This window comes from Serratia proteamaculans, assembly GCF_013337185.1.
Taxonomy (GTDB): Bacteria; Pseudomonadota; Gammaproteobacteria; order Enterobacterales; family Enterobacteriaceae; genus Serratia; species Serratia proteamaculans_D.
The window spans coordinates 1,245,032-1,265,375 of record NZ_SWDE01000001.1; the positions used below are offsets into that span (position 1 = coordinate 1,245,032).

The 20,344-nt window shown below is 49.1% G+C and carries 19 protein-coding genes and 1 tRNA gene; 13 read left to right on the plus strand and 7 right to left on the minus strand.

Features of this window, described 5'->3' with window-relative positions; genetic code table 11:
- The first annotated feature begins 434 nt into the window (after positions 1-434).
- The gene (locus FCL49_RS05890) at positions 435-2,429 is read left to right on the plus strand and encodes a BCCT family transporter (RefSeq protein ID WP_174352798.1); all 1,995 of its coding nucleotides are present in this window, start codon (positions 435-437) and stop codon (positions 2,427-2,429) included.
- Positions 2,430-2,545: 116 nt separating this feature from the next.
- On the opposite strand, the gene FCL49_RS05895 is transcribed toward FCL49_RS05890, so the two are convergent.
- Positions 2,546-2,633, minus strand: a tRNA-Ser gene (locus FCL49_RS05895).
- 228 nt (positions 2,634-2,861) lie between these two features.
- Between FCL49_RS05895 and yccA the strand changes: the two genes are divergently transcribed.
- Entirely contained in the window at positions 2,862-3,521 is a 660-nt protein-coding gene (gene yccA, locus FCL49_RS05900; protein WP_004942825.1) for an FtsH protease modulator YccA, read from the plus strand.
- Between the two features lie 269 nt (positions 3,522-3,790).
- Positions 3,791-4,120, plus strand: a complete 330-nt coding sequence (gene tusE, locus FCL49_RS05905; protein ID WP_153857275.1) for a sulfurtransferase TusE — start codon at positions 3,791-3,793, stop codon at positions 4,118-4,120.
- A gap of 4 nt (positions 4,121-4,124) precedes the next feature.
- Here the strand turns inward: tusE and yccX are convergent, their stop codons facing one another.
- Together yccX and FCL49_RS05915 are read right to left on the minus strand one after the other, a co-directional pair.
- Positions 4,125-4,403, minus strand: a complete 279-nt coding sequence (yccX, locus tag FCL49_RS05910; RefSeq protein ID WP_174352799.1) for an acylphosphatase — start codon at positions 4,401-4,403, stop codon at positions 4,125-4,127.
- A gap of 125 nt (positions 4,404-4,528) precedes the next feature.
- Positions 4,529-5,497, minus strand: coding sequence for an acyltransferase family protein (locus FCL49_RS05915; RefSeq protein ID WP_174352800.1), 969 nt, complete (start codon positions 5,495-5,497; stop codon positions 4,529-4,531).
- Between the two features lie 628 nt (positions 5,498-6,125).
- On the opposite strand from FCL49_RS05915, the gene FCL49_RS05920 reads away from it, so the two are divergent.
- The 4 genes from FCL49_RS05920 (at position 6,126) to hspQ (ending at position 9,990) form a co-directional block, all read left to right on the plus strand.
- Positions 6,126-6,950: a phytanoyl-CoA dioxygenase family protein gene (locus tag FCL49_RS05920; RefSeq protein ID WP_174352801.1), complete on the plus strand. Its 825-nt coding sequence runs from the start codon at positions 6,126-6,128 to the stop codon at positions 6,948-6,950.
- Between the two features lie 127 nt (positions 6,951-7,077).
- Entirely contained in the window at positions 7,078-8,193 is a 1,116-nt protein-coding gene (locus FCL49_RS05925; protein ID WP_174352802.1) for an acyltransferase family protein, read from the plus strand.
- Between the two features lie 233 nt (positions 8,194-8,426).
- Positions 8,427-9,611 (plus strand): 23S rRNA (cytosine(1962)-C(5))-methyltransferase RlmI, encoded by a 1,185-nt coding sequence (rlmI, locus tag FCL49_RS05930; protein ID WP_174352803.1) that lies wholly within the window; start codon positions 8,427-8,429, stop codon positions 9,609-9,611.
- A 61-nt stretch (positions 9,612-9,672) separates the two neighbouring features.
- Positions 9,673-9,990, plus strand: coding sequence for a heat shock protein HspQ (gene hspQ / locus FCL49_RS05935; protein WP_012006190.1), 318 nt, complete (start codon positions 9,673-9,675; stop codon positions 9,988-9,990).
- Positions 9,991-10,049: 59 nt separating this feature from the next.
- Here the strand turns inward: hspQ and FCL49_RS05940 are convergent, their stop codons facing one another.
- A complete protein-coding gene (locus FCL49_RS05940) occupies positions 10,050-10,463 on the minus strand; it encodes a CoA-binding protein (RefSeq protein ID WP_174352804.1) in 414 nt (137 codons plus the stop codon).
- Between the two features lie 259 nt (positions 10,464-10,722).
- Here FCL49_RS05940 and FCL49_RS05945 point away from each other — a divergent pair, with 259 nt between their 5' ends.
- Both FCL49_RS05945 and FCL49_RS05950 read left to right on the plus strand, forming a co-directional pair.
- On the plus strand, positions 10,723-11,394 hold the full coding sequence (locus FCL49_RS05945; RefSeq protein WP_174353473.1) for a DUF2057 family protein: 672 nt from the start codon (positions 10,723-10,725) through the stop codon (positions 11,392-11,394).
- A gap of 125 nt (positions 11,395-11,519) precedes the next feature.
- A complete protein-coding gene (locus FCL49_RS05950; protein WP_135315988.1) occupies positions 11,520-11,978 on the plus strand; it encodes a methylglyoxal synthase in 459 nt (152 codons plus the stop codon).
- Between the two features lie 34 nt (positions 11,979-12,012).
- Here FCL49_RS05950 and helD read toward each other — a convergent pair whose 3' ends face one another.
- Entirely contained in the window at positions 12,013-14,067 is a 2,055-nt protein-coding gene (helD, locus tag FCL49_RS05955; protein WP_174352805.1) for a DNA helicase IV, read from the minus strand.
- Between the two features lie 165 nt (positions 14,068-14,232).
- On the opposite strand from helD, the gene FCL49_RS05960 reads away from it, so the two are divergent.
- Complete coding sequence (locus tag FCL49_RS05960) at positions 14,233-14,685, plus strand: YccF domain-containing protein (RefSeq protein WP_017892313.1); 453 nt, start codon at positions 14,233-14,235, stop codon at positions 14,683-14,685.
- Positions 14,686-14,711: 26 nt separating this feature from the next.
- On the plus strand, positions 14,712-16,847 hold the full coding sequence (gene yccS, locus FCL49_RS05965; protein WP_174352806.1) for a YccS family putative transporter: 2,136 nt from the start codon (positions 14,712-14,714) through the stop codon (positions 16,845-16,847).
- On the opposite strand, the gene FCL49_RS05970 is transcribed toward yccS, so the two are convergent.
- Positions 16,848-17,507, minus strand: a complete 660-nt coding sequence (locus FCL49_RS05970; protein WP_174352807.1) for a TfoX/Sxy family DNA transformation protein — start codon at positions 17,505-17,507, stop codon at positions 16,848-16,850.
- A gap of 232 nt (positions 17,508-17,739) precedes the next feature.
- Between FCL49_RS05970 and sulA the strand changes: the two genes are divergently transcribed.
- Positions 17,740-18,246 carry an SOS-induced cell division inhibitor SulA gene (sulA, locus tag FCL49_RS05975; protein ID WP_174352808.1) on the plus strand — a complete coding sequence of 169 codons (507 nt, stop codon included), beginning with the start codon at positions 17,740-17,742 and terminating at the stop codon, positions 18,244-18,246.
- A 358-nt stretch (positions 18,247-18,604) separates the two neighbouring features.
- The gene (ompA, locus tag FCL49_RS05980; protein WP_174352809.1) at positions 18,605-19,684 is read left to right on the plus strand and encodes a porin OmpA; all 1,080 of its coding nucleotides are present in this window, start codon (positions 18,605-18,607) and stop codon (positions 19,682-19,684) included.
- A 111-nt stretch (positions 19,685-19,795) separates the two neighbouring features.
- Here the strand turns inward: ompA and matP are convergent, their stop codons facing one another.
- Positions 19,796-20,254 (minus strand): macrodomain Ter protein MatP, encoded by a 459-nt coding sequence (gene matP, locus FCL49_RS05985; protein ID WP_174352810.1) that lies wholly within the window; start codon positions 20,252-20,254, stop codon positions 19,796-19,798.
- Positions 20,255-20,344 lie beyond the last annotated feature (90 nt).

Below are 20,344 nucleotides of genomic sequence, written 5' to 3' on the forward strand. Positions count from 1 at the left end.
CGATCGCGTTTGCCTATTTTACCCTCTGCATTGTCGCGATCAATAGTCAACGACCGATCCCCCTGGGTCAGAGCCGCTGTTATAGGCGTTTCTATCATCAATTGCTCTACCTTGCCGCCACCGGCATCTTGCACGGCCCCGACTCCCCATCAGAGACTCTGTTTGTCGGCCTGCTGCTACTGCCGGCACGGCTTGTGTTATTTCCCTGCGAAAAGAACAAATTACCCTTCCGGACAGGCTCTGTTTTCATATAGCTAAAACGTCTAACCAAACCACTTAAAATAGCCGTTTCAACCAAAAAATGTTAATAGCGCCGTTTTTTCGCTATACTCACCCGGTTAGATTTCTCGGGCAGCCAGTTTCGCCCACTTTTTATGGAGCTGTTTTAACGGATTAACCCCTCATTTCCTAACGGACTAGCTAGAAGGTATTCTATGAGCCAAAACGACACTGAAATTGTGGCACGTCGTAGCCATATCAATCCTCCGGTATTTTTTATCTCTGCCGCTTTAATCATCGTCCTGGTGGCCTTTGCCGCCCTGTATCCCGAGTTGGCCGACCGCAAATTCAAAGCGTTGCAACAGGGTATTTTCACCAACGCCAGCTGGTTTTATATTCTGGCGGTGGCACTGATCCTGATGAGCGTGACCTATCTGGGTTTGTCACGTTACGGCAATATCAAGCTCGGACCGGATCACGCCCAGCCAGACTTTAGTTATGTTTCATGGTTCGCCATGCTGTTTTCCGCCGGGATGGGCATTGGCCTGATGTTCTTTGGCGTCGCCGAACCCGTAATGCATTACCTTTCCCCCCCAGTCGGCACGCCGGAAACAGTGGAAGCGGCCAAACAGGCCATGCGCCTAACCTTCTTCCACTGGGGCCTGCATGCCTGGGCGATTTACGCCATCGTGGCGCTGATTCTGGCCTTCTTCAGCTATCGCCACGGCCTGCCGTTGACGCTGCGTTCCGCGCTGTACCCCATTATCGGCGATCGCATTTATGGGCCGATTGGCCACGCGGTAGATATTTTTGCGGTGATCGGTACCGTGTTCGGTGTCGCAACCTCGCTGGGCTACGGCGTGTTGCAGGTTAATGCCGGCCTTAACCACCTGTTTGGTTTGCCGATCAACACAACGGTGCAGGTGGTTCTGATCGTGGTGATCACCGGGTTGGCTACGCTGTCGGTAGTTTCCGGATTGGATAAAGGCATCCGTATTCTGTCCGAATTGAACCTCGGCCTGGCGGTGTTGCTGCTGGTGCTGGTGGCTGCGCTCGGCCCGACGGTGCTGTTGTTAAAATCCTTTGTCGAAAATACCGGCGGTTATCTCTCTGACATCGTCAGCAAGACTTTTAACCTGTATGCCTATGAGCCGAAATCCAGTAACTGGCTGGGCGGTTGGACGCTGCTGTATTGGGGCTGGTGGTTGTCATGGTCGCCTTTCGTCGGCATGTTTATCGCCCGTGTTTCACGCGGACGTACCATCCGTGAATTCGTTACCGGCGTGCTGTTCGTCCCTGCCGGCTTTACGCTGCTGTGGATGACCGTGTTCGGTAACAGCGCCATTAATCTGATCATGGCAGAGGGTGCGCGCGATTTGGCTAACACGGTGCAAAATGACGTGGCGCTGGCGTTGTTCAACTTCCTGGAACATTTCCCGTTCTCTAATATCTTGTCATTTATCGCTATGGCCATGGTCGTAGTCTTCTTCGTCACCTCAGCGGACTCAGGGGCGATGGTGGTCGATACCCTGGCTTCCGGCGGTACCGACCAAACTCCGGTCTGGCAGCGGATTTTCTGGGCCGCTATGATGGGCCTGGTCGCCATTGCCTTGCTGCTCGCCGGTGGGCTGAGCGCGCTGCAAACCGTGACCATCGCCAGTGCCCTGCCGTTCTCGATGATATTGCTGGTGTCTATCTACGGGCTGTTGAAGGCCTTGCGTATCGACGCCTATAAGCGTGACAGCCAGGTGATGACCACTATTGCACCGACGGCCGCACGCAACCCGATCTCATGGCAACGACGCTTACGCAATATCGCCTACTTCCCGAAACGTTCTCAGGTAAAACGGTTTGTTAGTGAGGTGGTTCAACCGGCCATGGCACTGGTGGAGGCTGAGTTAGCCAAGCAAAACACCACTTCCTCGATTGATGACACACAGGACGATCGCATCCGTTTCGAAGTCGATTTGGGTGAAGACCTGAACTTTGTCTACGAGGTTCGCCTGCGGGCCTACATTCAACCGGCCTTTGCTCTGGCGGGCTTGAAAGACGAAGAACGCGATGAAGAACATAAATACTATCGGGGTGAGGTACACCTGAAAGAAGGAGGCCAGGATTACGATGTGATGGGCTGGACGCAAGAACAGATCATTCACGATATTCTCGACCAGTACGAGAAACATCTGCACTTCCTGCATTTGGTTCGCTAGTTCTTTTCGCTATTACTCTGCCGCCCCATCCGGGGCGGTTTTTTTTAGGCTTGGTCAAGCCATTTTCCGCACATAACAAAAAACCCCGCGCTCATAGAGCACGGGGTCATAATTTATGGCGGAGGAGCAGAGATTCGAACTCTGGAACGGTTTCCCGTCGACGGTTTTCAAGACCGTTGCCTTCAGCCACTCGGCCACCCCTCCGCAACGAGCCGAACTATAAACATAGCCGATCCGCTTGTAAAGCCCATTACCGTTCAACCGAGCGAAAAAACAGCACTTGGCGAGTAAGCGTTGAATAAAGCGCCAACTCTGGCTCAAGGTTGCAACAATGATAACTAAGGGTAAAGATTGGTAAACAAACTTTAATCAAACGCTTGCGCTGCCTATCATCGTCACTAATTTTGTGATGACCTGATAAGAGAGATCATTATGGACCGCATTGTCGTCTCATCCTCCTCACGCGACTCGTTACTGAGTACGCATAAGGTTCTGCGTAACACTTACTTCCTGCTTTCTTTGACGCTGGCATTCTCGGCGCTTACCGCTACCGCCAGCACCATGCTGGGGCTGCCGGCACCGGGCCTGTTGCTGATGCTGGTCGGTTTCTATGGGCTGATGTTCCTGACTCATAAGCTGGCAAACAGCCCGGCCGGTATTCTGGCGGCCTTCGCGCTGACCGGCTTTATGGGCTATGCCCTGGGGCCAATCCTCAGTTCGTTCATTAATACCGGAGCCGGTGACCTGATCATGCTGGCGCTGGGTGGCACCGCAGTGGTGTTCTTCTGCTGTTCAGCCTATGTGCTGACCACCCGCAAGGATATGTCGTTCCTGTCCGGAATGATGATGGCCGGTTTTGTGGTGCTGCTGGTTGCCGTCATCGCCAACCTGTTCCTGCAGATCCCTGCCCTGCATCTGGCCATTAGCGCGCTGTTTATTCTGTTCTCCGCCGGTGCCATCCTGTGGGAAACCAGCAACATTATCCACGGCGGCGAGACCAACTACATCCGCGCTACCGTTAGCCTGTATGTATCGCTGTACAACATGTTCATCAGCCTGTTGAGCATTCTGGGCTTCGCGCGCAGCAACTGATTTAACACCTGAGAAAGACCCAAAGCCCCGCTCCGGCGGGGCTTTGGGTGCTGACAAAGCAGGAAAAAGCGTGGTTTTTCCTGCTTTGTGGTGATCAGCCGAAAATCAATAAATTGATTTTCCTGATTTTTATTTATCGACCTCTACTCGCTCTGGGCAGGAATGAGGTTTGTCATCAGTCTGGCCCCGCTCCGGCGGGGCTTTGTTTTTGCAGCGACAAAAGTTTGCTAAACTGACGGCCGTTCTGAATTACCCATTACCGAGGCAGTATGTTGGAGTATCAAGGTCAGATTATTGAAACTGACGCTCAGGGTTACCTGAAAAACAGCGCCGATTGGCATGAAGCCCTGGCCCCCCTGCTGGCCGCACAGGAAGAAATAACGCTGACCGAAGCACATTGGGAAGTGGTGCGTTTTGTACGGGGCTTTTACCTGGAATTTAATACTTCACCGGCGATCCGCATGCTGGTCAAAGCCATGGCACAGAAATACGGTGAAGAGAAAGGCAACAGCCGTTATCTCTACCGTTTATTCCCCAAAGGCCCGGCCAAGCAGGCAACCAAGATAGCCGGCCTGCCGAAACCGGTAAAATGTATCTGAAATGCTAGTAGCGAATGCTGAAGCCCTGATAATCGGCCGTGCCTCGCGGCTCCACCAGCACGCGATCGACCCGTGCACTGCGCGGGCCGCCATTTTTCAGCCATTCCACCAGCTTGTCCACCTGCGGTTGTTCGCCGCAGGCCAGTACTTCAACGCTGCCGTCATCAAGATTACGCGCGTAGCCGCTTAACCCCAACGCCGTCGCCTGATGCTGGGTGTTGTAACGAAACCCCACCCCTTGCACCACGCCATAGACATACGCAGCAATGCAAACCTCTGCCATAATCGGCCCCTAATAAATTTATTCAATTAATAATTATAGTCGATAGGAAAAAGACAAGGGGGAAGGTTCGAGGCGAGTTACATTTGGCTGAGTCCATTCAGCCATTTAGTTAATATTCCAAAAAATTATTTTTCAGGGTACCACTTAGAACGCTCCCCATAAAAATAAGAATCAAGGAAGCGACTTTTCCCACGCAGCGCGATGAAAGAAAATACAAGGGCAGAAATAATAACAACTACGCTGACATAAAACGCTGGTGAATTTGTGTCTAACACCATACCTACAATTATAATTGGTAGAACATGCCAGAGATATATAGGCAGTGAAACCTGCCCTATTTTCACCAATAAATTTTCTTTCTGCAGGTCAAGACTTTTACATATGCCTAGCAACATGCACAGCAGTGATGCATTAAACGTATACCACAATATTGCATCAACCAAAGTCTCATTGGCCACATAGTAGCTCAGCATACCAGAAGCTATAACTATTGGCATTAAAAACAAAGGTTTAAACATGACACTCCAATCAGAAATGCAAAATCCCAACAGGAAGAAAGAATAATAGTAATAGAACCTTTTATCCCCAATAAATTTCAACAGCGCATATTTATCTTCCATAACATCTGCGTAACAATACCACCAAATGGATAGTGCGGCAGATAACAACAAAAACAAACCCAGTAAAATATTATTACGATAGATGATTAATGTATAGAAAACAAAGATAATAACCGCCGGGATATACCACAGGTGATAATAAGGGTAGAGTCCCAAACCAATCAATGTTTTCACACTGATCCCACCAGCCTTAGCTGCCATATATAAGTCGTATGCACTATAAACAACAAAGGCCAGAAGGTAAGGAATAATCATCCGCCATTTGTATTTTTTTAATATGTTCGCAACTCCGGCATCAAGAAAATAACGACGAATAAAGTAGCCCGTCACCCCCAAAAAAAGCGGCATATGGAAAAAATAGATCGCCCCACGTAGACCTGAACTAGCACTGCCAGGCAGCACATGCCCAATAATCACGAGTAATATAAGAGTTCCTTTCAATAAATCGAATGATAAGTCTCTTTTTTTTGACATGTAACCTACATCCTAAGCAAATACAAAAAAGGTAGTAAAGCGCTTAATAACAGGAGATTACACGATTTTTGTCAATGCGAAAAAACCTTAAAATTACAAAAAACTCACAATAAACTTACAAAATCCAGATTAATCCGTTACCTCAGGTAGGTTGGCAGGTAAGCGATCCAGAATCGTCTTTTGCAATGGCACCCAAACAGTCTCATGTTACTCCTATGGCATAATTCTTAATTTTTGCGTATTGACGCTTTTCTCACCAAAAAAAGACATCAAATAAAAACTTTATTAATCAGATAATTATGTCGTTTCCTGCACTGAGGAGGAAATCTGAAGAAAGCCATAAGTAATGTCATCATTTAACGGAGTTAAGCAACAACCTGGTCAAGAGGCGCCACCAAGATTTTTCTTATCGTTACTGATACTTACCCTTCCCTCTTCCCCATTTTTTTTCTCCTGCCGCACTGTCACCACCATCTCAAAAATCGGTCTTTTCCGTCAGATGCCAAAAACTGGACTCTATCATTCAAGAGCAGACTAATCCGTGTTCGCCATGTTTACAAAATGTGATTTTATGTAAATATTATGTTTACAAAAATGTACAAATGTAAATTTATTAGCGAGGTGAATAATGAGCACAATTAAGGATTCTATAGAACGTGACGGCTTTGTGGTCATCAGAGGACTTTTTACGCCTGAAGAAATGAATCAAATGAATCAATCCATTGACAATTTTTTCAAAAGTAAAGGTGTGACATACAGATATGGGCTTACCCAACCCAATATTGCGGTCGAAGAGCCAGAGTTTTCTTGGGTTTTTGATCACCCTAAAGTTTTGGAGGCCTATAGATCTGCATTTGGACAAGAGGAGTTCGTTTTTACATCACACGCTGACATTCATCATAATATGGGCTTTGGATGGCATAAGGATGATGGTAAAGGATCTTATTTCACGGAGCCTTATTTTACACCTGAGTGCAGAGTTTACAAAATGGGCGTTTATATGAATGACCATTCAACCGACGGCAATGGCATGTCTGTTCGAGTAGGCTCTCACCTTAAGAATAATCTAACCGAGGGAGAGGCTATTTCACTGGCAACAAAACCTGGTGACGTAGTCATTTTTGACGTAAGAATTACTCATGCAGGAAAAGAGTATGATGTTGTTGAGCGTGGATTATTAAAACTCGGACGTATATTTGGCGATCATACTGGAAAGTCAAATATAGGTAGAAAAGTACGTGATATTTATTGTGGTTTTAAAACCGGAAAGCCCAAACGCAGTCTGTTTTTCACATTTGGCGCATCAAATATTTACACTTATGATTTCTCTAAAACCAATATGAAACGTCAAGTTGAACAGTCCGGTAGAAACGTTTGTGTTTTATCTGAAAAGCTATCAACCTCACTCAATAGCAAAGGTGTAATGACACTAACATTTGATGGTGAAGTGTAAATCAGGCCGATTATTTAATTCTTTAAATTTTATTAAAAAGAAAAATTCATGGTGAATTATTAACTTAATTCACAATATTCCCATGTCTTCTTCATATTGGCTGATCGCCATTTAAACGAGTTTTTGAATGAAAAATAATCGTGTGGAATCGTTAGACTACTTACGTGGGCTGATGGCGCTTTCAGTTGTTATTTATCACTACACTTCATGGTCCCTGTCATCCGGATCATCGGTTGACGTTATTGGCAGTCAGTACTTATTGGGTAAGCTTGGCATCTATGCTGTTTCTGTTTTTTATATACTGAGCGGTATTAGCCTGGCTTACATCTATGATGGAAAAATAACATCGACTCGACACGTTGCCGCTTTTGCCGTAAAACGAGTATTTAGAATATTCCCTTTATTCTGGATTGCCGTTACCGGAATGATTATTTTTAGCTGGCTTTTAGCAACCGTTAACGGTCAGGATTTTGACTTCCCTTACTATAAAGCTTTTTTAAACTACACGCTTTCATTTGGATTTATTGACCCAACAGCTTATTTATCTACCGGGGCCTGGTCTATAGGGAATGAGTTGGTTTTCTACTCAATACTCTGCCTTACCTATTTTATCTCTTCAAGTTATAAATTAATATTCCCAACAGTGGTCATCTTAAGTATTGCGACAGGAGTCTATTTCTCAATTTATGGTATGAATTCATCACTACCACTTTCAGAACAGTGGCCAACTTATATTAATCCATTCAATCAACTTTTCCTTTTCATGTGTGGTGCAGCGATAGGAAAGTACGCACCAAAACTTAATGTAAGCAAATCGATACTACTATTGATCATATTTTTATCTGCTTTATCTTTCATTTTATACCCCGTACATGGTGACAAAATAAACCTGGTTTCAGGTGTTAACAGAATTTTAATTTCAGTTCTCTGCATATTATTTTCTTTCTCACTTTATAAAATTAATCCTAGTTACGATAACTTCTTAACAAATGCATTAGGAAAACTTGGTGAAATATCTTATTCAATTTACCTAATGCACCCAATCGTCGCCATACCAGTTATATTTTTAGCAAAAAAAACAGGTATCCCTATAAGCTATGGATATATTGCGTCGTTTATTTGTGTAATATTTATTGGTTTCATTACCTATTATCTGATTGAAAAGCCAATGATGCGTGTCGGAGCCAACATTGCTTTATGGTTGAAGAAGGAAGAAATGTCAGTTCAAAATTTGGTTAAGTGACAGGTACAATTAACTTTGTGAATGGATCGGTGACAGCACGGGCCCTTGTTCGGCGATCCCTATAATCATCAACATTTGTGACGTGCAGCAAGCTGACTCCCACACCTCTAAGTACGGCGAGTAAAATCCCGCACGGTAGTGAATAGGACGAGATTCAGATATGATTATGAACTTACTTTTTGACTAAAAATGACCTTAGTCATTTAACATATTGATTATAAAGAAGTTTAAAAATGCGCTTATTTCTCGCCAAAGGACGTGAAAAGTCCTTACTCCGTCGCCACCCATGGGTGTTTTCCGGCGCTGTTCAACGTATTGAAGGTAAAGCCCTTTCTGGCGAAACCATCGATATTTACGACGCCCAGGGCAAATGGCTGGCACGCGGTGCCTATTCACCGGAGTCGCAAATCCGCGCCCGCGTCTGGACCTTCCAGCCAGACGAAGAGATTAACATCGAATTCTTCATCCGCCGTTTACAACAGGCGCAAAGCTGGCGTGATTGGGTTGCCAAACGTGATGGGCTGGACGGTTACCGCCTGATCGCCGGTGAATCCGACGGCATGCCGGGCATCACTATCGATCGCTTCCAGAACTTCCTGGTGTTGCAGTTGTTGTCCGCGGGTGCCGAATATCAACGTGCCGCGTTGATTACCGCTTTGCAGCATTGTTACCCGGAATGTGCCATTTACGACCGCTCCGACGTAGCAGTACGCAAGAAAGAAGGCTTACCGTTAGCCCAGGGCCAGGTTGTGGGCGATCTTCCCCCTGCTTTGCTGCCTATCACCGAACATGGCATGAAACTGCTGGTGGATATTCAGCAAGGTCATAAGACCGGTTTTTACCTCGACCAGCGCGACAGCCGTTTGGCCGCACGTAACTATTCCGCCGGCCGCCGCGTGCTTAACTGCTTCTCCTATACTGGTGCCTTCGCCGTATCAGCCTTGATGGGCGGTTGTACTCAGGTGATCAGCGTTGATACATCGCAAGCTGCGCTTGATATTGCCAAACAGAACGTCGAGCTGAATCAGTTAGACCTGAGCAAAGCCGAATTTGTCCGCGATGACGTGTTCCAACTGTTACGTGCTTATCGCACACAGGGGGAAAAATTCGACCTGATCATTATGGATCCGCCGAAGTTCGTCGAAAACAAGAACCAACTGGCCGGTGCTTGCCGCGGTTACAAAGATATCAACATGTTGGCGCTGCAGTTGCTGAACCCAGGCGGCATTTTGCTTAGCTTCTCTTGTTCCGGTCTGATGCCAACCGATTTATTCCAGAAAATTTTGGCCGATGCCGCTGTAGATGCCGGGCGTGATGTACAATTTATAGAGCAGTATCGTCAGGCTGCCGATCACCCGGTTATCGCGACTTATCCTGAAGGGCTGTATTTGAAAGGGTTTGCGTGTCGGGTGATGTAACTTGAAATACGCTGTTTTGCCCTCATATAGAGAGCAAAGCACTGTTTCTCAGGAGGTCATCATGATTGCCAGCAAATTCGGTATCGGACAACAGGTTCGGCATAAGCTGCTGGGGTATTTGGGGGTGGTGATTGATATCGACCCTGAATACTCTATGGAACAGCCTAAAGCTGATGAAATAGCAGCGAATACCGATCTACGTTTCGCCCCTTGGTACCACGTGGTGATGGAAGACGAAGAAGGCCAACCGGTGCATACTTATCTGGCGGAAGCACAGTTGGATGGGGAAGCCCAGGAAGCTCACCCTGAACAACCCTCGCTGGACGAATTGGCGGAGTCTATCCGTCACCAGCTGCAAGCCCCACGCCTGCGCAACTGATGCGTCAGGCCTGAGAAACAAACGACGAAGGCCTGGCACAATGCCAGGCCTTCTCTTTTTCAGCGCTCCAGCCCCAGACGCGGAATTTCGATTTTAGGGCAGCGATCCATCACCACCTTCAGCCCCGCCTCGTTTGCCAGTGCCTCGGCCTGTTCATTAATGACGCCGATTTGCAGCCATAATACTTTGGCACCAATCGCAATCGCCTCTTGCGCTACCCCGTACGCCGCCTCTGAATTACGGAACACGTCGACCATGTCCACCGGATGCGGAATATCTTTCAACGTGGCATAGGCCAGCTGACCCAGCAAAGTTTGCCCCGCCAGTTTTGGGCTGACCGGCGTAACCTTGTATCCCTGGGCAAGCAGATAAGCCATCACGCCAAAACTCGGCCGCGCCGGATTATCACTGGCTCCCACCAGTGCAATGGTTTTCACTTGTTGCAGCAGGTCGGCAATATCGTTGTCTTGCATCTTTCGCTCCCAATTTTCGACGGTGATTTCCCTATCTCGAGTGTAACCCATTGACCTTAAATCGGCTAAACCCAGGGTCACGGAAACTCCTGGCGACTTTTGCGGTCTGATGCTGTCACTGCCAGCATCCGTGGGTCAAAAAGTGTCAAAATAAAAATAAATGTGTATATTTGTAACTCAAATCCGGATGCTGAAAAATTTTGACACAATCTGTCGCGTGTTCAACACTAATATCGTTGCCACTTATAAGGAGATAACAATGAAATTTGGTCTGATGGTTGCGGGGCTGCTTAGCATCAGTATCAGCATGCCTGCCGTGGCTACGACCCTGAAACTCTCCCCTGACATCGACCTGCTGGTGGTCGACGGCAAGAAAATGACAGGTTCGTTGTTAAAAGGCGCTGACAGCCTGGAGCTGGATGGCGGGCAACATCAATTACTGTTTAAAGTGGTCAAGTCTGTACGTTCAGGCCAAAGCGATCAAACTGTCTATACTTCACCACCCCTGATCACCACCTTCAATACGCAAAATGTCAGTTCCGTCGCCATTGAGCTGCCACGCATTGAAAATGTCCGGGATGGTCAGCGATTTGATAAAACATTTAATTATCAGGTGATTGATAAAAGCGGCAATGCGTTGGCAATGAAACATGACGTATTACGTCCCGATGACAATACGATTACCATCGATCTGGAAAAGCTGATGGCGGATTACAACAGTCAGAAACACCCGGCTTCTGTACCGGCGTTTACTCATGTTCGCACTACTACGCCCAGCTCACCGCTGGCGAGCGCAGCGTTAAACTCACCCACGGTGACACTGAAAGGTGAAAACGTTTCCGAGCAGATGCTGCAATACTGGTTCCAGCAGGCAGATAAAGAAACGCAAAAGCGTTTTCTTCATTGGGCAAATAAACAGCCAGTGCATTAAGCAAGATTGTTGACGCCTTTTATTTAAAGGCGCGCTTTCTTCGCATTTTCAGGTGTAAACGCTAGGCAGTGAAAAACAGTTTCAGTAATCTGTCGCATATCACCTGATTAGCGAAGGAAATCCAGATGGAATTTACCACCCGCACTATCGCCGCGCGCAAGCACATTGCGCTGGTAGCTCACGATCACCGTAAACAAGCCCTGCTGGCTTGGGTTGAAGAAAACAAGTCCGTGCTGGAACAACACCAACTTTATGCCACCGGGACCACCGGCAACCTGATCCAACAAGCCAGCGGCATTCCGGTGCATAGTATGTTGAGCGGACCTATGGGGGGCGACCAGCAGGTGGGTGCACTGATTGCCGAAGGCAAAATCGATATGCTGATCTTTTTCTGGGATCCATTGAACGCGGTACCCCACGATCCGGACGTGAAAGCTCTGCTGCGCCTGGCGACCGTATGGAATATCCCCGTCGCCACCAACCGCTCTACCGCAGACTTCCTGATTGACTCCCCGCTGTTCAAGAGCGAAGTGGAAATCGCCATCCCTGACTACCAACGCTACTTGCAGGATCGTCTGAAGTAACTATAAAAGGCCTGGTTGCCGCCAGGCCCTAAGTTTAGGGTTTTTTCTGCGACGGTACGCCGAGATCCTGCAGTTGCTCAACGAACACCGACGGACGCTCGCGGTCCTGCAATAACCACACCTGATGCTTGGCGCGAGTTAGCGCTACATACAGCAGCCGCCGCTCTTCGGCATCCGGGAAATCTTCCGGCTGTGGCAACAGAACATCTTCTAATATCGACTCACGCGCAACCGCAGGGAAACCGTCGTTACCCTGGTGCAAACCGGCGATAATCACATACTCGGCCTGCTGCCCTTTGCTGGCGTGAATGGTCATAAACTCGATGGTCAACTTGGGCCAGCGGGTTGCCGCTTTTGACAACACTTGCGGCTTCAGATGATGGTAGCGTGCCAGCACCAGAATCCGCTCTTCGGGCTTGGCATAGCCACTCAGCTTATCCAACAAATTTTCGAGCTGTTCATGCGCTAGCAGGACTACCGATTTCTTGTTGCCTTTACTCAGGCTGTTCAACGGTTTTTTCAACTGGTGCGGGTTCTGCTGTACAAAGCGGTTTGCCACCTCACCGATGCGCTCATTGAAACGGTAAGTGGTGTCGAGCGCACATTGTGCCCCTTCGCCAAAGTTCTCGGCAAACGCAGTGGTCAGCGTCAGTTCGGCACCGCTGAAACGGTAAATGGCCTGCCAGTCATCACCCACGGCAAACAGGCAAGTCTGTTTGTTTTGTTTGCGTAGCGCCGCCAGCAGCTGTGCCCGTTGCGGTGAGATATCCTGAAACTCATCGACCAGGATATGTTTCCATGGGCTGACAAAACGCCCTTTCTCCAGAATATTGACCGCCTGATGGATCAGGCCGGAGAAGTCTACCGCCCCTTCCTCTTTCAATGCGCCTTTCCAGGCCTTGAGCAAAGGTGCCATCAGCCGGATACGTTTTGAAAACAGGTCACGGAACTCTTCATCCGCCTGTTCGATCATTTCCGCCTGGCTACCGCCGTGCATCCGCATCAACCCCAGCCAACGTTCCAGTCGGCCGGCCAGCCGTTCTGCCAGGCGTTTATCCTGCCAAAAATCACCTTCCGGCACTTCCCATTCCAGTTCTTCGAGCAACCACTGGCGCCACCCTTTGGCCTGTGCTTTTTTTTCTGCACATTGCTGCTGCCAATGGGTTATCAACAAAGCTCTTCGAGCCTTACTGTCGGTTTCCAGCTTACTGATCGCCGGAACCTTGCGGTTGCCCTGCTGGATAATCTGCAGTGCCAACGCGTGGAAGGTTTTGGCCTGAATAGCCACGCTGCCCAAGCGCTCCTGAATGCGCTCGTTCATCTCTTCCGCCGCCTGACGGCCAAACGCCAGCAACAGGATTTGCCCCGGTTCAGCCTCCTGACGACGCAGCAGCCAACCAGCTCGCGCCACCAGCACCGAGGTTTTCCCACTGCCAGCCCCGGCCAGTACCAACACTGAATCTTCGCCATTAACTACTGCGCGGCTTTGTGAATCGTTCAGGGGGGAAGTTTCGATGTTCTGGAAGAAATCGTGGTAGCTCTCCAGCATACGTTCGGTCCACTGCTGATTACGCTGCCCGACACTGTGCAACCCCTGCTGTAGCCATTGCTGACAAATCAGATAATCATCCCGACAATTGTCGAATTGCTCCAACCGCGCCACCGGCATGGGTAAGGCGCCGAAAGAATCGCGGATTTGTTGCTGTAACTTGCCCAGTTCGGATTTTTTAAACCACTTATCCTGCTGTTCAATACGCTGGATATGTTCAACCTGTTGCTGCAACACGCCGGCGCTGACCTCGCTCATTTCGGCGCTCCACTGTTGCCAGGCCTGCTGGAGATAATGATAAAAGCGTTGGGTTTCCTGCCATTCGGTTCCATGCAGGCGCACCACTTTCTCATCCGGCAGCTCAAACTCCAGCTCGCCCCAGACGATGCCCCGCTTACACCTGACATGAATCAACTGATTGAAAGGAATAAGATATTCATGCTTTTCACCGCTCACCTCTACACCGGCGTGCAGCAACCGCACACGGTTATAAGGATGCTGAGCCAGGTGTTTCCCCAGCGATGTCGCTTTAAGTTCCATATCGTCGCGCCATGACTATGTTGAGATTAAATAACGGATATCTGCCAGTTTACCTGCGATAAGCAGTGGCACTCTAGCGCTAAAAAAAGGGTAGAATAGATTTTGCGTTTTGATAGCAAACGCACCGCATCGCGGTTTGACCATCATTAGAGCAGAATGACGACTATGCGTACTGTACTGAATATTCTTAATTTTGTGTTAGGCGGCTTTTTCACCACCCTCGGCTGGCTGGTCGCAACGGTGTTTAGCGTGGTGCTGATCATCACCCTGCCGTTAACCCGCTCCTGCTGGGAAATCACCAAGCTATCGTTACTGCCATTCGGTAACGAAGCCATTCACGTTAATGAATTGTACCCGGAAAAAAGCAATGCGCTGCTTTCCGCCAGCGGTTCACTGCTGAACATTATCTGGCTGATCCTGTTCGGCTGGTGGCTGTGCCTGTCGCATATTGCCGCCGGGATTGTGCAGTGTGTAACCATTATCGGCATCCCGGTAGGCATAGCCAATTTCAAAATCGCCGCCATTGCCCTGTGGCCGGTTGGGCGCCGTGTGGTATCTGTTGAGATGGCGCAACAGGCCAGAACTGAAAATGCCCGACGTCAGTATCAGCAGCGTTAATTTTTTCTCCGCCTGAGGAGTTTTTCGTGCTCTCTTTTGCACCAGCAATACGCCGTTATGCCTACAACAGCAATCTGCTTTATGATCTGCGCATCTTCATTGCGCTGGCTGGCGCGGCCGCCGTACCCTGGTGGCTAGCCATTCCAAAGCTCACCATTCCCCTGACTCTGGGGGTGGTGGCAGCGGCATTGACCGATCTGGATGATCGCCTGGCTGGCAGGCTGCGCAATCTGTTGATCACCCTGGTGTGTTTTTTTGTAGCTTCCGCCTCCATTGAACTGCTGTTCCCTTATCCGTGGCTGTTCGCTCTCGGTCTCACCGCTTCGACCTGCGGTTTTATTTTGCTGGGTGCCCTGGGGCAACGTTATGCCACCATTGCGTTTGGTGCCTTGCTGATCGCGGTCTATACCATGCTCGGCACCTCAATGTATGACGCCTGGTATCAACAGCCGACGCTGCTGATCATTGGAGCCCTGTGGTACAACCTGCTGACGCTGATTGGCCACCTGATCTTTCCTATCCGACCTCTGCAGGAAAATCTGGCACGTTGTTACAATCAATTGGCAAGTTACCTGGATGCCAAGGCCAACCTGTTTGACCCTGACGTCGAGCATGATGCAGACCTGCCGTGGATGGACGTTGCCATGGCCAACAGCGCGCTGATGACCACGCTTAACCAGGCCAAAGTTTCATTACTGACCCGATTAAAAGGCGACCGAGGCCAACGCGGTACCCGCCGAACGCTGCATTATTATTTCGTTGCCCAGGATATCCATGAGCGTGCAAGTTCCTCCCACGTTCAATATCAGGCACTGAGTCGACAGTTTCGTCACAGTGATATTCTGTTTCGTTTCCAGCGCTTGCTCAGCATGCAGGCTCGCGCCTGCCAGCAGTTGGCTCAGTCGATTCTGCTGCGGCAAAAATATCAGCACAACCTTCGCTTTGAACCGACCTTTGGCCGTATTGAAGAAGCTCTGACTCGCATTACCATCACCCCAGAAAACCGTGAACTGACCAAGGCGTTATGGCACCTGTTGAAAAATTTGCGCGCGATTGACGCCCAACTGGCAAATATTGAGTCCGAGCAGGCGCTGGCCAGTGGCCTGGCGGAAGAGAATAGTCTGTCGGATGACCGACTCACTGGCTGGAGCGATATTCGCTTGCGTATCAGCCGCCATCTAACACCTCAGTCTGCCTTGTTCCGCCATGCCATCCGCATGTCAGTGGTACTGTGCGTGGGCTACGCCTTGATTCAGTTTACCGGCATGCAGCACGGTTATTGGATCCTGTTAACCAGCCTGTTTGTCTGTCAACCCAATTACAACGCCACGCGTCGCAGGCTGGCTCTGCGAATTATCGGCACGCTGGCCGGTATTCTTATCGGCCTGCCGATCCTCTATTTTGTGCCCTCGCTGGAAGGCCAGATGGTGCTGATCGTCATCAGCGGCGTTCTGTTCTTCGCTTTTCGAACCGTGCAATACGCACATGCCACCATGTTTATTACCCTGCTGGTGTTGCTGTGCTTTAACTTGCTGGGTGAAGGTTTTGAGGTGGCCGCGCCTCGGGTCTATGACACGATTTTGGGATGCGCCATCGCCTGGGCGGCAGTCAGTTTTATCTGGCCAGACTGGAAGTTCCGCCAATTACCGGCAGTCGTCACTAAAACGCTGGACGCCAACTGCCGTTATCTGGATGCCATCCTGGTGCAATATCATCAGGGTAAAGACAACGGCCTTCCCTATCGTATCGCTCGCCGGGATGCACACAACAGTGATGCAGAGCTGGCTTCGGTGATATCAAATATGTCTGCCGATCCAAAAGCTGATAAAGAGGTTCAGGAAGCCGCATTCCGCCTGTTGTGTTTAAACCACACCTTGTTGAGTTATATCTCTGCGCTGGGTGCGCACCGTGAGCGTCTGAACAACCCTGCTACGCTGGATCTGTTAAATGATGCGGTTTGTTATGTCGATGGCGCCCTGCATCAGGAAGAACTGGACGACCGGCGCATCACTCAGGCGTTGGAAAGCCTGGCTGAACGTATTGTGCACGCTGCGCCGGAACCGGAAAGCAAAGATCAGTTGGTGTTGCAGCAAATTGGACTGGTCATTGAGCTGCTGCCGGAACTTACCCTACTTAATACCCAAATCAGCAAATCGGCTTGATCACCCGGGGCCTTTTATCAGGCCCCGGACTCCCGGATTATGTCCGTGACTAAGCAATGACATGGTACGTTCAAACCAATGCGTCAGCTCACTGCGTATTTCCGAAGGTAGAGCCTCATGATGATAACCGGCAATGGCCCCGCCCAGAGAAAGCAGTACCCGCAATCCTAAATTGCGCTGCTGCTGCAACAGACGAAGATAGCTGCGTTTGGCGCCATTCAGGCGCAAATCATAAACATTACGAATGCCTGCACGCCAAAGTAACCGTTCCATATTGATGTCGATGTTGGGTAAGGTTTTCAGCCGCCCCTGATTATCCGTTTTAACCTTAAGTTCTCGGCGCGCTTCACGAATAGCCTGCCAGGCTAACCCCACAAGCTCCCTCCTGTCGCGCCACAGCGTTTCATCGACCCAGTAATAACGCATGGTAATAGGTACCCCTCGCTTGGAGTACACCATATTGACCATGCCGCGAGAGCGAAAAGCTGGCTCCAGGCTTTCCGTCGCACGAAGATACAGCTCCCCTTCGGCAATCACAGCGAACATGACGCCATCAGCCAGCAGCCCATAACCGCCAAATTGCGAGCGTGTAGTAATGCCGCCTAATGCGTAAAAATACGCTTTGGCCTGCACGATCCTTCCACTTGATGTCCCTTTCATAGCCTTCTCCTTGTGTAGATTAGTGATCTATCATTCCCCACATCAATGAAATAAAAGTAACGTGAACAAGTAATTAGAAAAATACGCACTATCTGCAGTCATGCCAATCACAAACGTCCGGTGTATGAAAAATGATCGCAATTATGCGAGGTACTACGAAGATTTGAGTTGATCTTAATCACAACTGGATGTACTGTATAAACATACAGTGACACTACGGGCGGGATACTTTATGCGTACTCAATCACTCTACAAACCCCATTTCAGCCACACCTCTTTTGCGCTGAATAATGCTGCAGAGAGCACCGATGCTGGCAAAGCGAATGGCCTTATCAGTGAACTTGTTTACAACGAGCATCAGCCCGCAGTAGCGCAGTTGTTGCTACCTCTGCTGCAACAACTGGGAATGCAGTCACGTTGGTTGTTATGGCTGACGCCACAGCAAAAACTGAGTAAGTTATGGCTACAACAGTCCGGCTTGCCGGTTGGAAAAGTGATACAGCTGAGCCAAATTAACCCGCTGGACACGGTTGAAGCGATGGAAAAAGCGCTGCTGACAGGTAACTACAGTGTAGTACTTGGATGGCTGCCCGATCTTACAGAAGAAGATCGTCTAAAATTAAGGCGTGCGGCAGAATTAGGTAACGCTTATGGGTTCATTATGCGTCCTCAACGTGACATAAACCCGATTCACGGACACTGTTCTACCCTAAAAATTCACTCTTCTTTGTATCATTAAGTAAATTTAGGATTTTTCCCATCATTTTCATCTCCCTGCAAGGGAACCTTTATGGGATCAGGGACAAAGCGAGTGTGGCTGCGGTTCCGCGACCCAAAACCAAGGTTAAAATGCTCGTTTTTTTGCCGGTTAATGTTAGTAAATATGTATATTTCTGCGTTTTTTTTTAGAGCTTTATCACATCACACTTGTAACTTTCGCGCCACGTTGTAGACTTTACATCGCCAAGGTTGCTCTATAACGCCAGATAAACTGGCAGAGTAACAAACGAGGGCTCAAACCTTGGCGAAGGAATTTAACCAAGGGCTTAAAACAGCTTTAAAGCTCATTGCCTATTTGGATGATAACGAGGCGCAAAATGAAAAAGACAGCTATCGCATTAGCAGTGGCACTGGCTGGTTTCGCTACCGTAGCGCAAGCCGCCCCAAAAGATAATACCTGGTACACTGGTGCTAAACTGGGCTGGTCCCAGTACCATGACACTGGTTTCTACGGCAACGGTTACGAGAATGGTATCGGCAATGGTCCGAACCATAAAGATCAACTGGGTGCTGGCGCGTTCCTGGGTTACCAAGCGAACCAATACCTGGGCTTCGAGCTGGGCTATGACTGGCTTGGCCGTATGCCTTACAAAGGCAGCGTGAACAACGGTGCTTTCAAAGCGCAGGGCGTTCAACTGGCCGCTAAACTGAGCTACCCAATCATGGACGATCTGGACATCTACACTCGTCTGGGCGGCATGGTATGGCGTGCAGATTCCAAAGCTAACTACGGTGCAACTGGCCAACGTCTGAGCGATCACGACACTGGCGTTTCTCCGTTGGCAGCAGTTGGTGTTGAATACGCACTGACCAAAAACTGGGCTACTCGCCTGGACTACCAATTCGTTAGCAACATCGGTGATGCAGGTACTGTCGGCGCACGTCCAGACAACACCATGCTGAGCCTGGGTGTTTCTTACCGTTTCGGTCAGGATGATGTTGTTGCTCCAGCACCAGTTCCAGCTCCGGCTCCAGTTGTTGAAACCAAGCGTTTCACTCTGAAGTCTGACGTGCTGTTCAACTTCAACAAATCTACCCTGAAAGCTGAAGGCCAACAGGCTCTTGACCAGCTGTACACTCAGCTGAGCGCAATGGATCCTAAAGATGGTTCTGCTGTAGTTCTGGGTTACACCGACGCCGTTGGTTCTGACCAGTACAACCAGAAACTGTCTGAAAAACGCGCACAGAGCGTTGTTGATTACCTGGTATCTAAAGGTATCCCTTCAGACAAAATCTCTGCACGTGGTATGGGCGAAGCTGATTCCGTCACTGGCAACACCTGTGGCTACAAAGCTGGTCGTGCTACCAAAGCACAGATCGCTTGCCTGGCACCAGATCGTCGCGTAGAGATCGAAGTTAAAGGTATCAAAGACGTTGTAACTCAGCCACAAGGCTAAGCTACCACTCTTAGTAAAAAACCCCGCAATGCGGGGTTTTTTTTTGGCTAAACTAAGTGGTATTGGCAACAAAGAGCCCTTTCCATTGCAGGAACTGGCGGGCTAGTAGGTTTACTCTTTGTCTTTACCGAGAATAGCTTTTAAATCCTGTTTTAAAGATGACATTTGGCTGGCGTACTTCTCTTTACGTTCCGCATCTTCGATTAACTGCACCACAGTTTCTGACAGAGTTACTCCACGGCGACGGGCCAGCGCGGCCAAACGCTGCCAAACCAGAAACTCCAGATCGATAGATTTTTTACGCGTATGTTGGTGTTCTGCGTTAAAATGACGTTTACGCCGTGCGCGGATAGTTTGCTTCATCCGGTTATCCAGTTCCGGATTCATATGGTGGCCTATCCACGTCAGCACTTTTACCGGCTCATTTTCCAGCTTCAGCAGCTCGTCAACGGCTTCCTGAGCAACGCTGTTTTCAATGTGGCGGGTAATAGCTTCCCCTTCCCGGTGCTTTTTCACCAGGTACTTCCATTTCCAACCGCTCTCCAGATTTTCCAGTTGCTGATATTTCATCGTGAGCTCTTCAGTGACCGCGTAACTTTATTAAGCATAACAGCTTTACGCCGAATTTCCCCGGCAATTACACCTCGTTTTAGACTGTTT

Coding starts and splice junctions, on each gene's coding strand:
- ompA (WP_174352809.1), top strand. CDS start 18,605: ATGAAAAAGACAGCTATCGCATTAGCAGTGGCACTGGCTGGTTTCGCT.
- FCL49_RS05925 (WP_174352802.1), top strand. CDS start 7,078: ATGAAAAATAATCGTGTGGAATCGTTAGACTACTTACGTGGGCTGATG.
- yccX (WP_174352799.1), bottom strand. CDS start 4,403: ATGGCAGAGGTTTGCATTGCTGCGTATGTCTATGGCGTGGTGCAAGGG.
- tusE (WP_153857275.1), top strand. CDS start 3,791: ATGTTGGAGTATCAAGGTCAGATTATTGAAACTGACGCTCAGGGTTAC.
- FCL49_RS05945 (WP_174353473.1), top strand. CDS start 10,723: ATGAAATTTGGTCTGATGGTTGCGGGGCTGCTTAGCATCAGTATCAGC.
- hspQ (WP_012006190.1), top strand. CDS start 9,673: ATGATTGCCAGCAAATTCGGTATCGGACAACAGGTTCGGCATAAGCTG.
- FCL49_RS05890 (WP_174352798.1), top strand. CDS start 435: ATGAGCCAAAACGACACTGAAATTGTGGCACGTCGTAGCCATATCAAT.
- FCL49_RS05960 (WP_017892313.1), top strand. CDS start 14,233: ATGCGTACTGTACTGAATATTCTTAATTTTGTGTTAGGCGGCTTTTTC.
- rlmI (WP_174352803.1), top strand. CDS start 8,427: ATGCGCTTATTTCTCGCCAAAGGACGTGAAAAGTCCTTACTCCGTCGC.
- FCL49_RS05940 (WP_174352804.1), bottom strand. CDS start 10,463: ATGCAAGACAACGATATTGCCGACCTGCTGCAACAAGTGAAAACCATT.
- FCL49_RS05915 (WP_174352800.1), bottom strand. CDS start 5,497: ATGTCAAAAAAAAGAGACTTATCATTCGATTTATTGAAAGGAACTCTT.
- FCL49_RS05970 (WP_174352807.1), bottom strand. CDS start 17,507: ATGAAAGGGACATCAAGTGGAAGGATCGTGCAGGCCAAAGCGTATTTT.
- FCL49_RS05950 (WP_135315988.1), top strand. CDS start 11,520: ATGGAATTTACCACCCGCACTATCGCCGCGCGCAAGCACATTGCGCTG.
- sulA (WP_174352808.1), top strand. CDS start 17,740: ATGCGTACTCAATCACTCTACAAACCCCATTTCAGCCACACCTCTTTT.
- helD (WP_174352805.1), bottom strand. CDS start 14,067: ATGGAACTTAAAGCGACATCGCTGGGGAAACACCTGGCTCAGCATCCT.
- FCL49_RS05920 (WP_174352801.1), top strand. CDS start 6,126: ATGAGCACAATTAAGGATTCTATAGAACGTGACGGCTTTGTGGTCATC.
- yccA (WP_004942825.1), top strand. CDS start 2,862: ATGGACCGCATTGTCGTCTCATCCTCCTCACGCGACTCGTTACTGAGT.
- matP (WP_174352810.1), bottom strand. CDS start 20,254: ATGAAATATCAGCAACTGGAAAATCTGGAGAGCGGTTGGAAATGGAAG.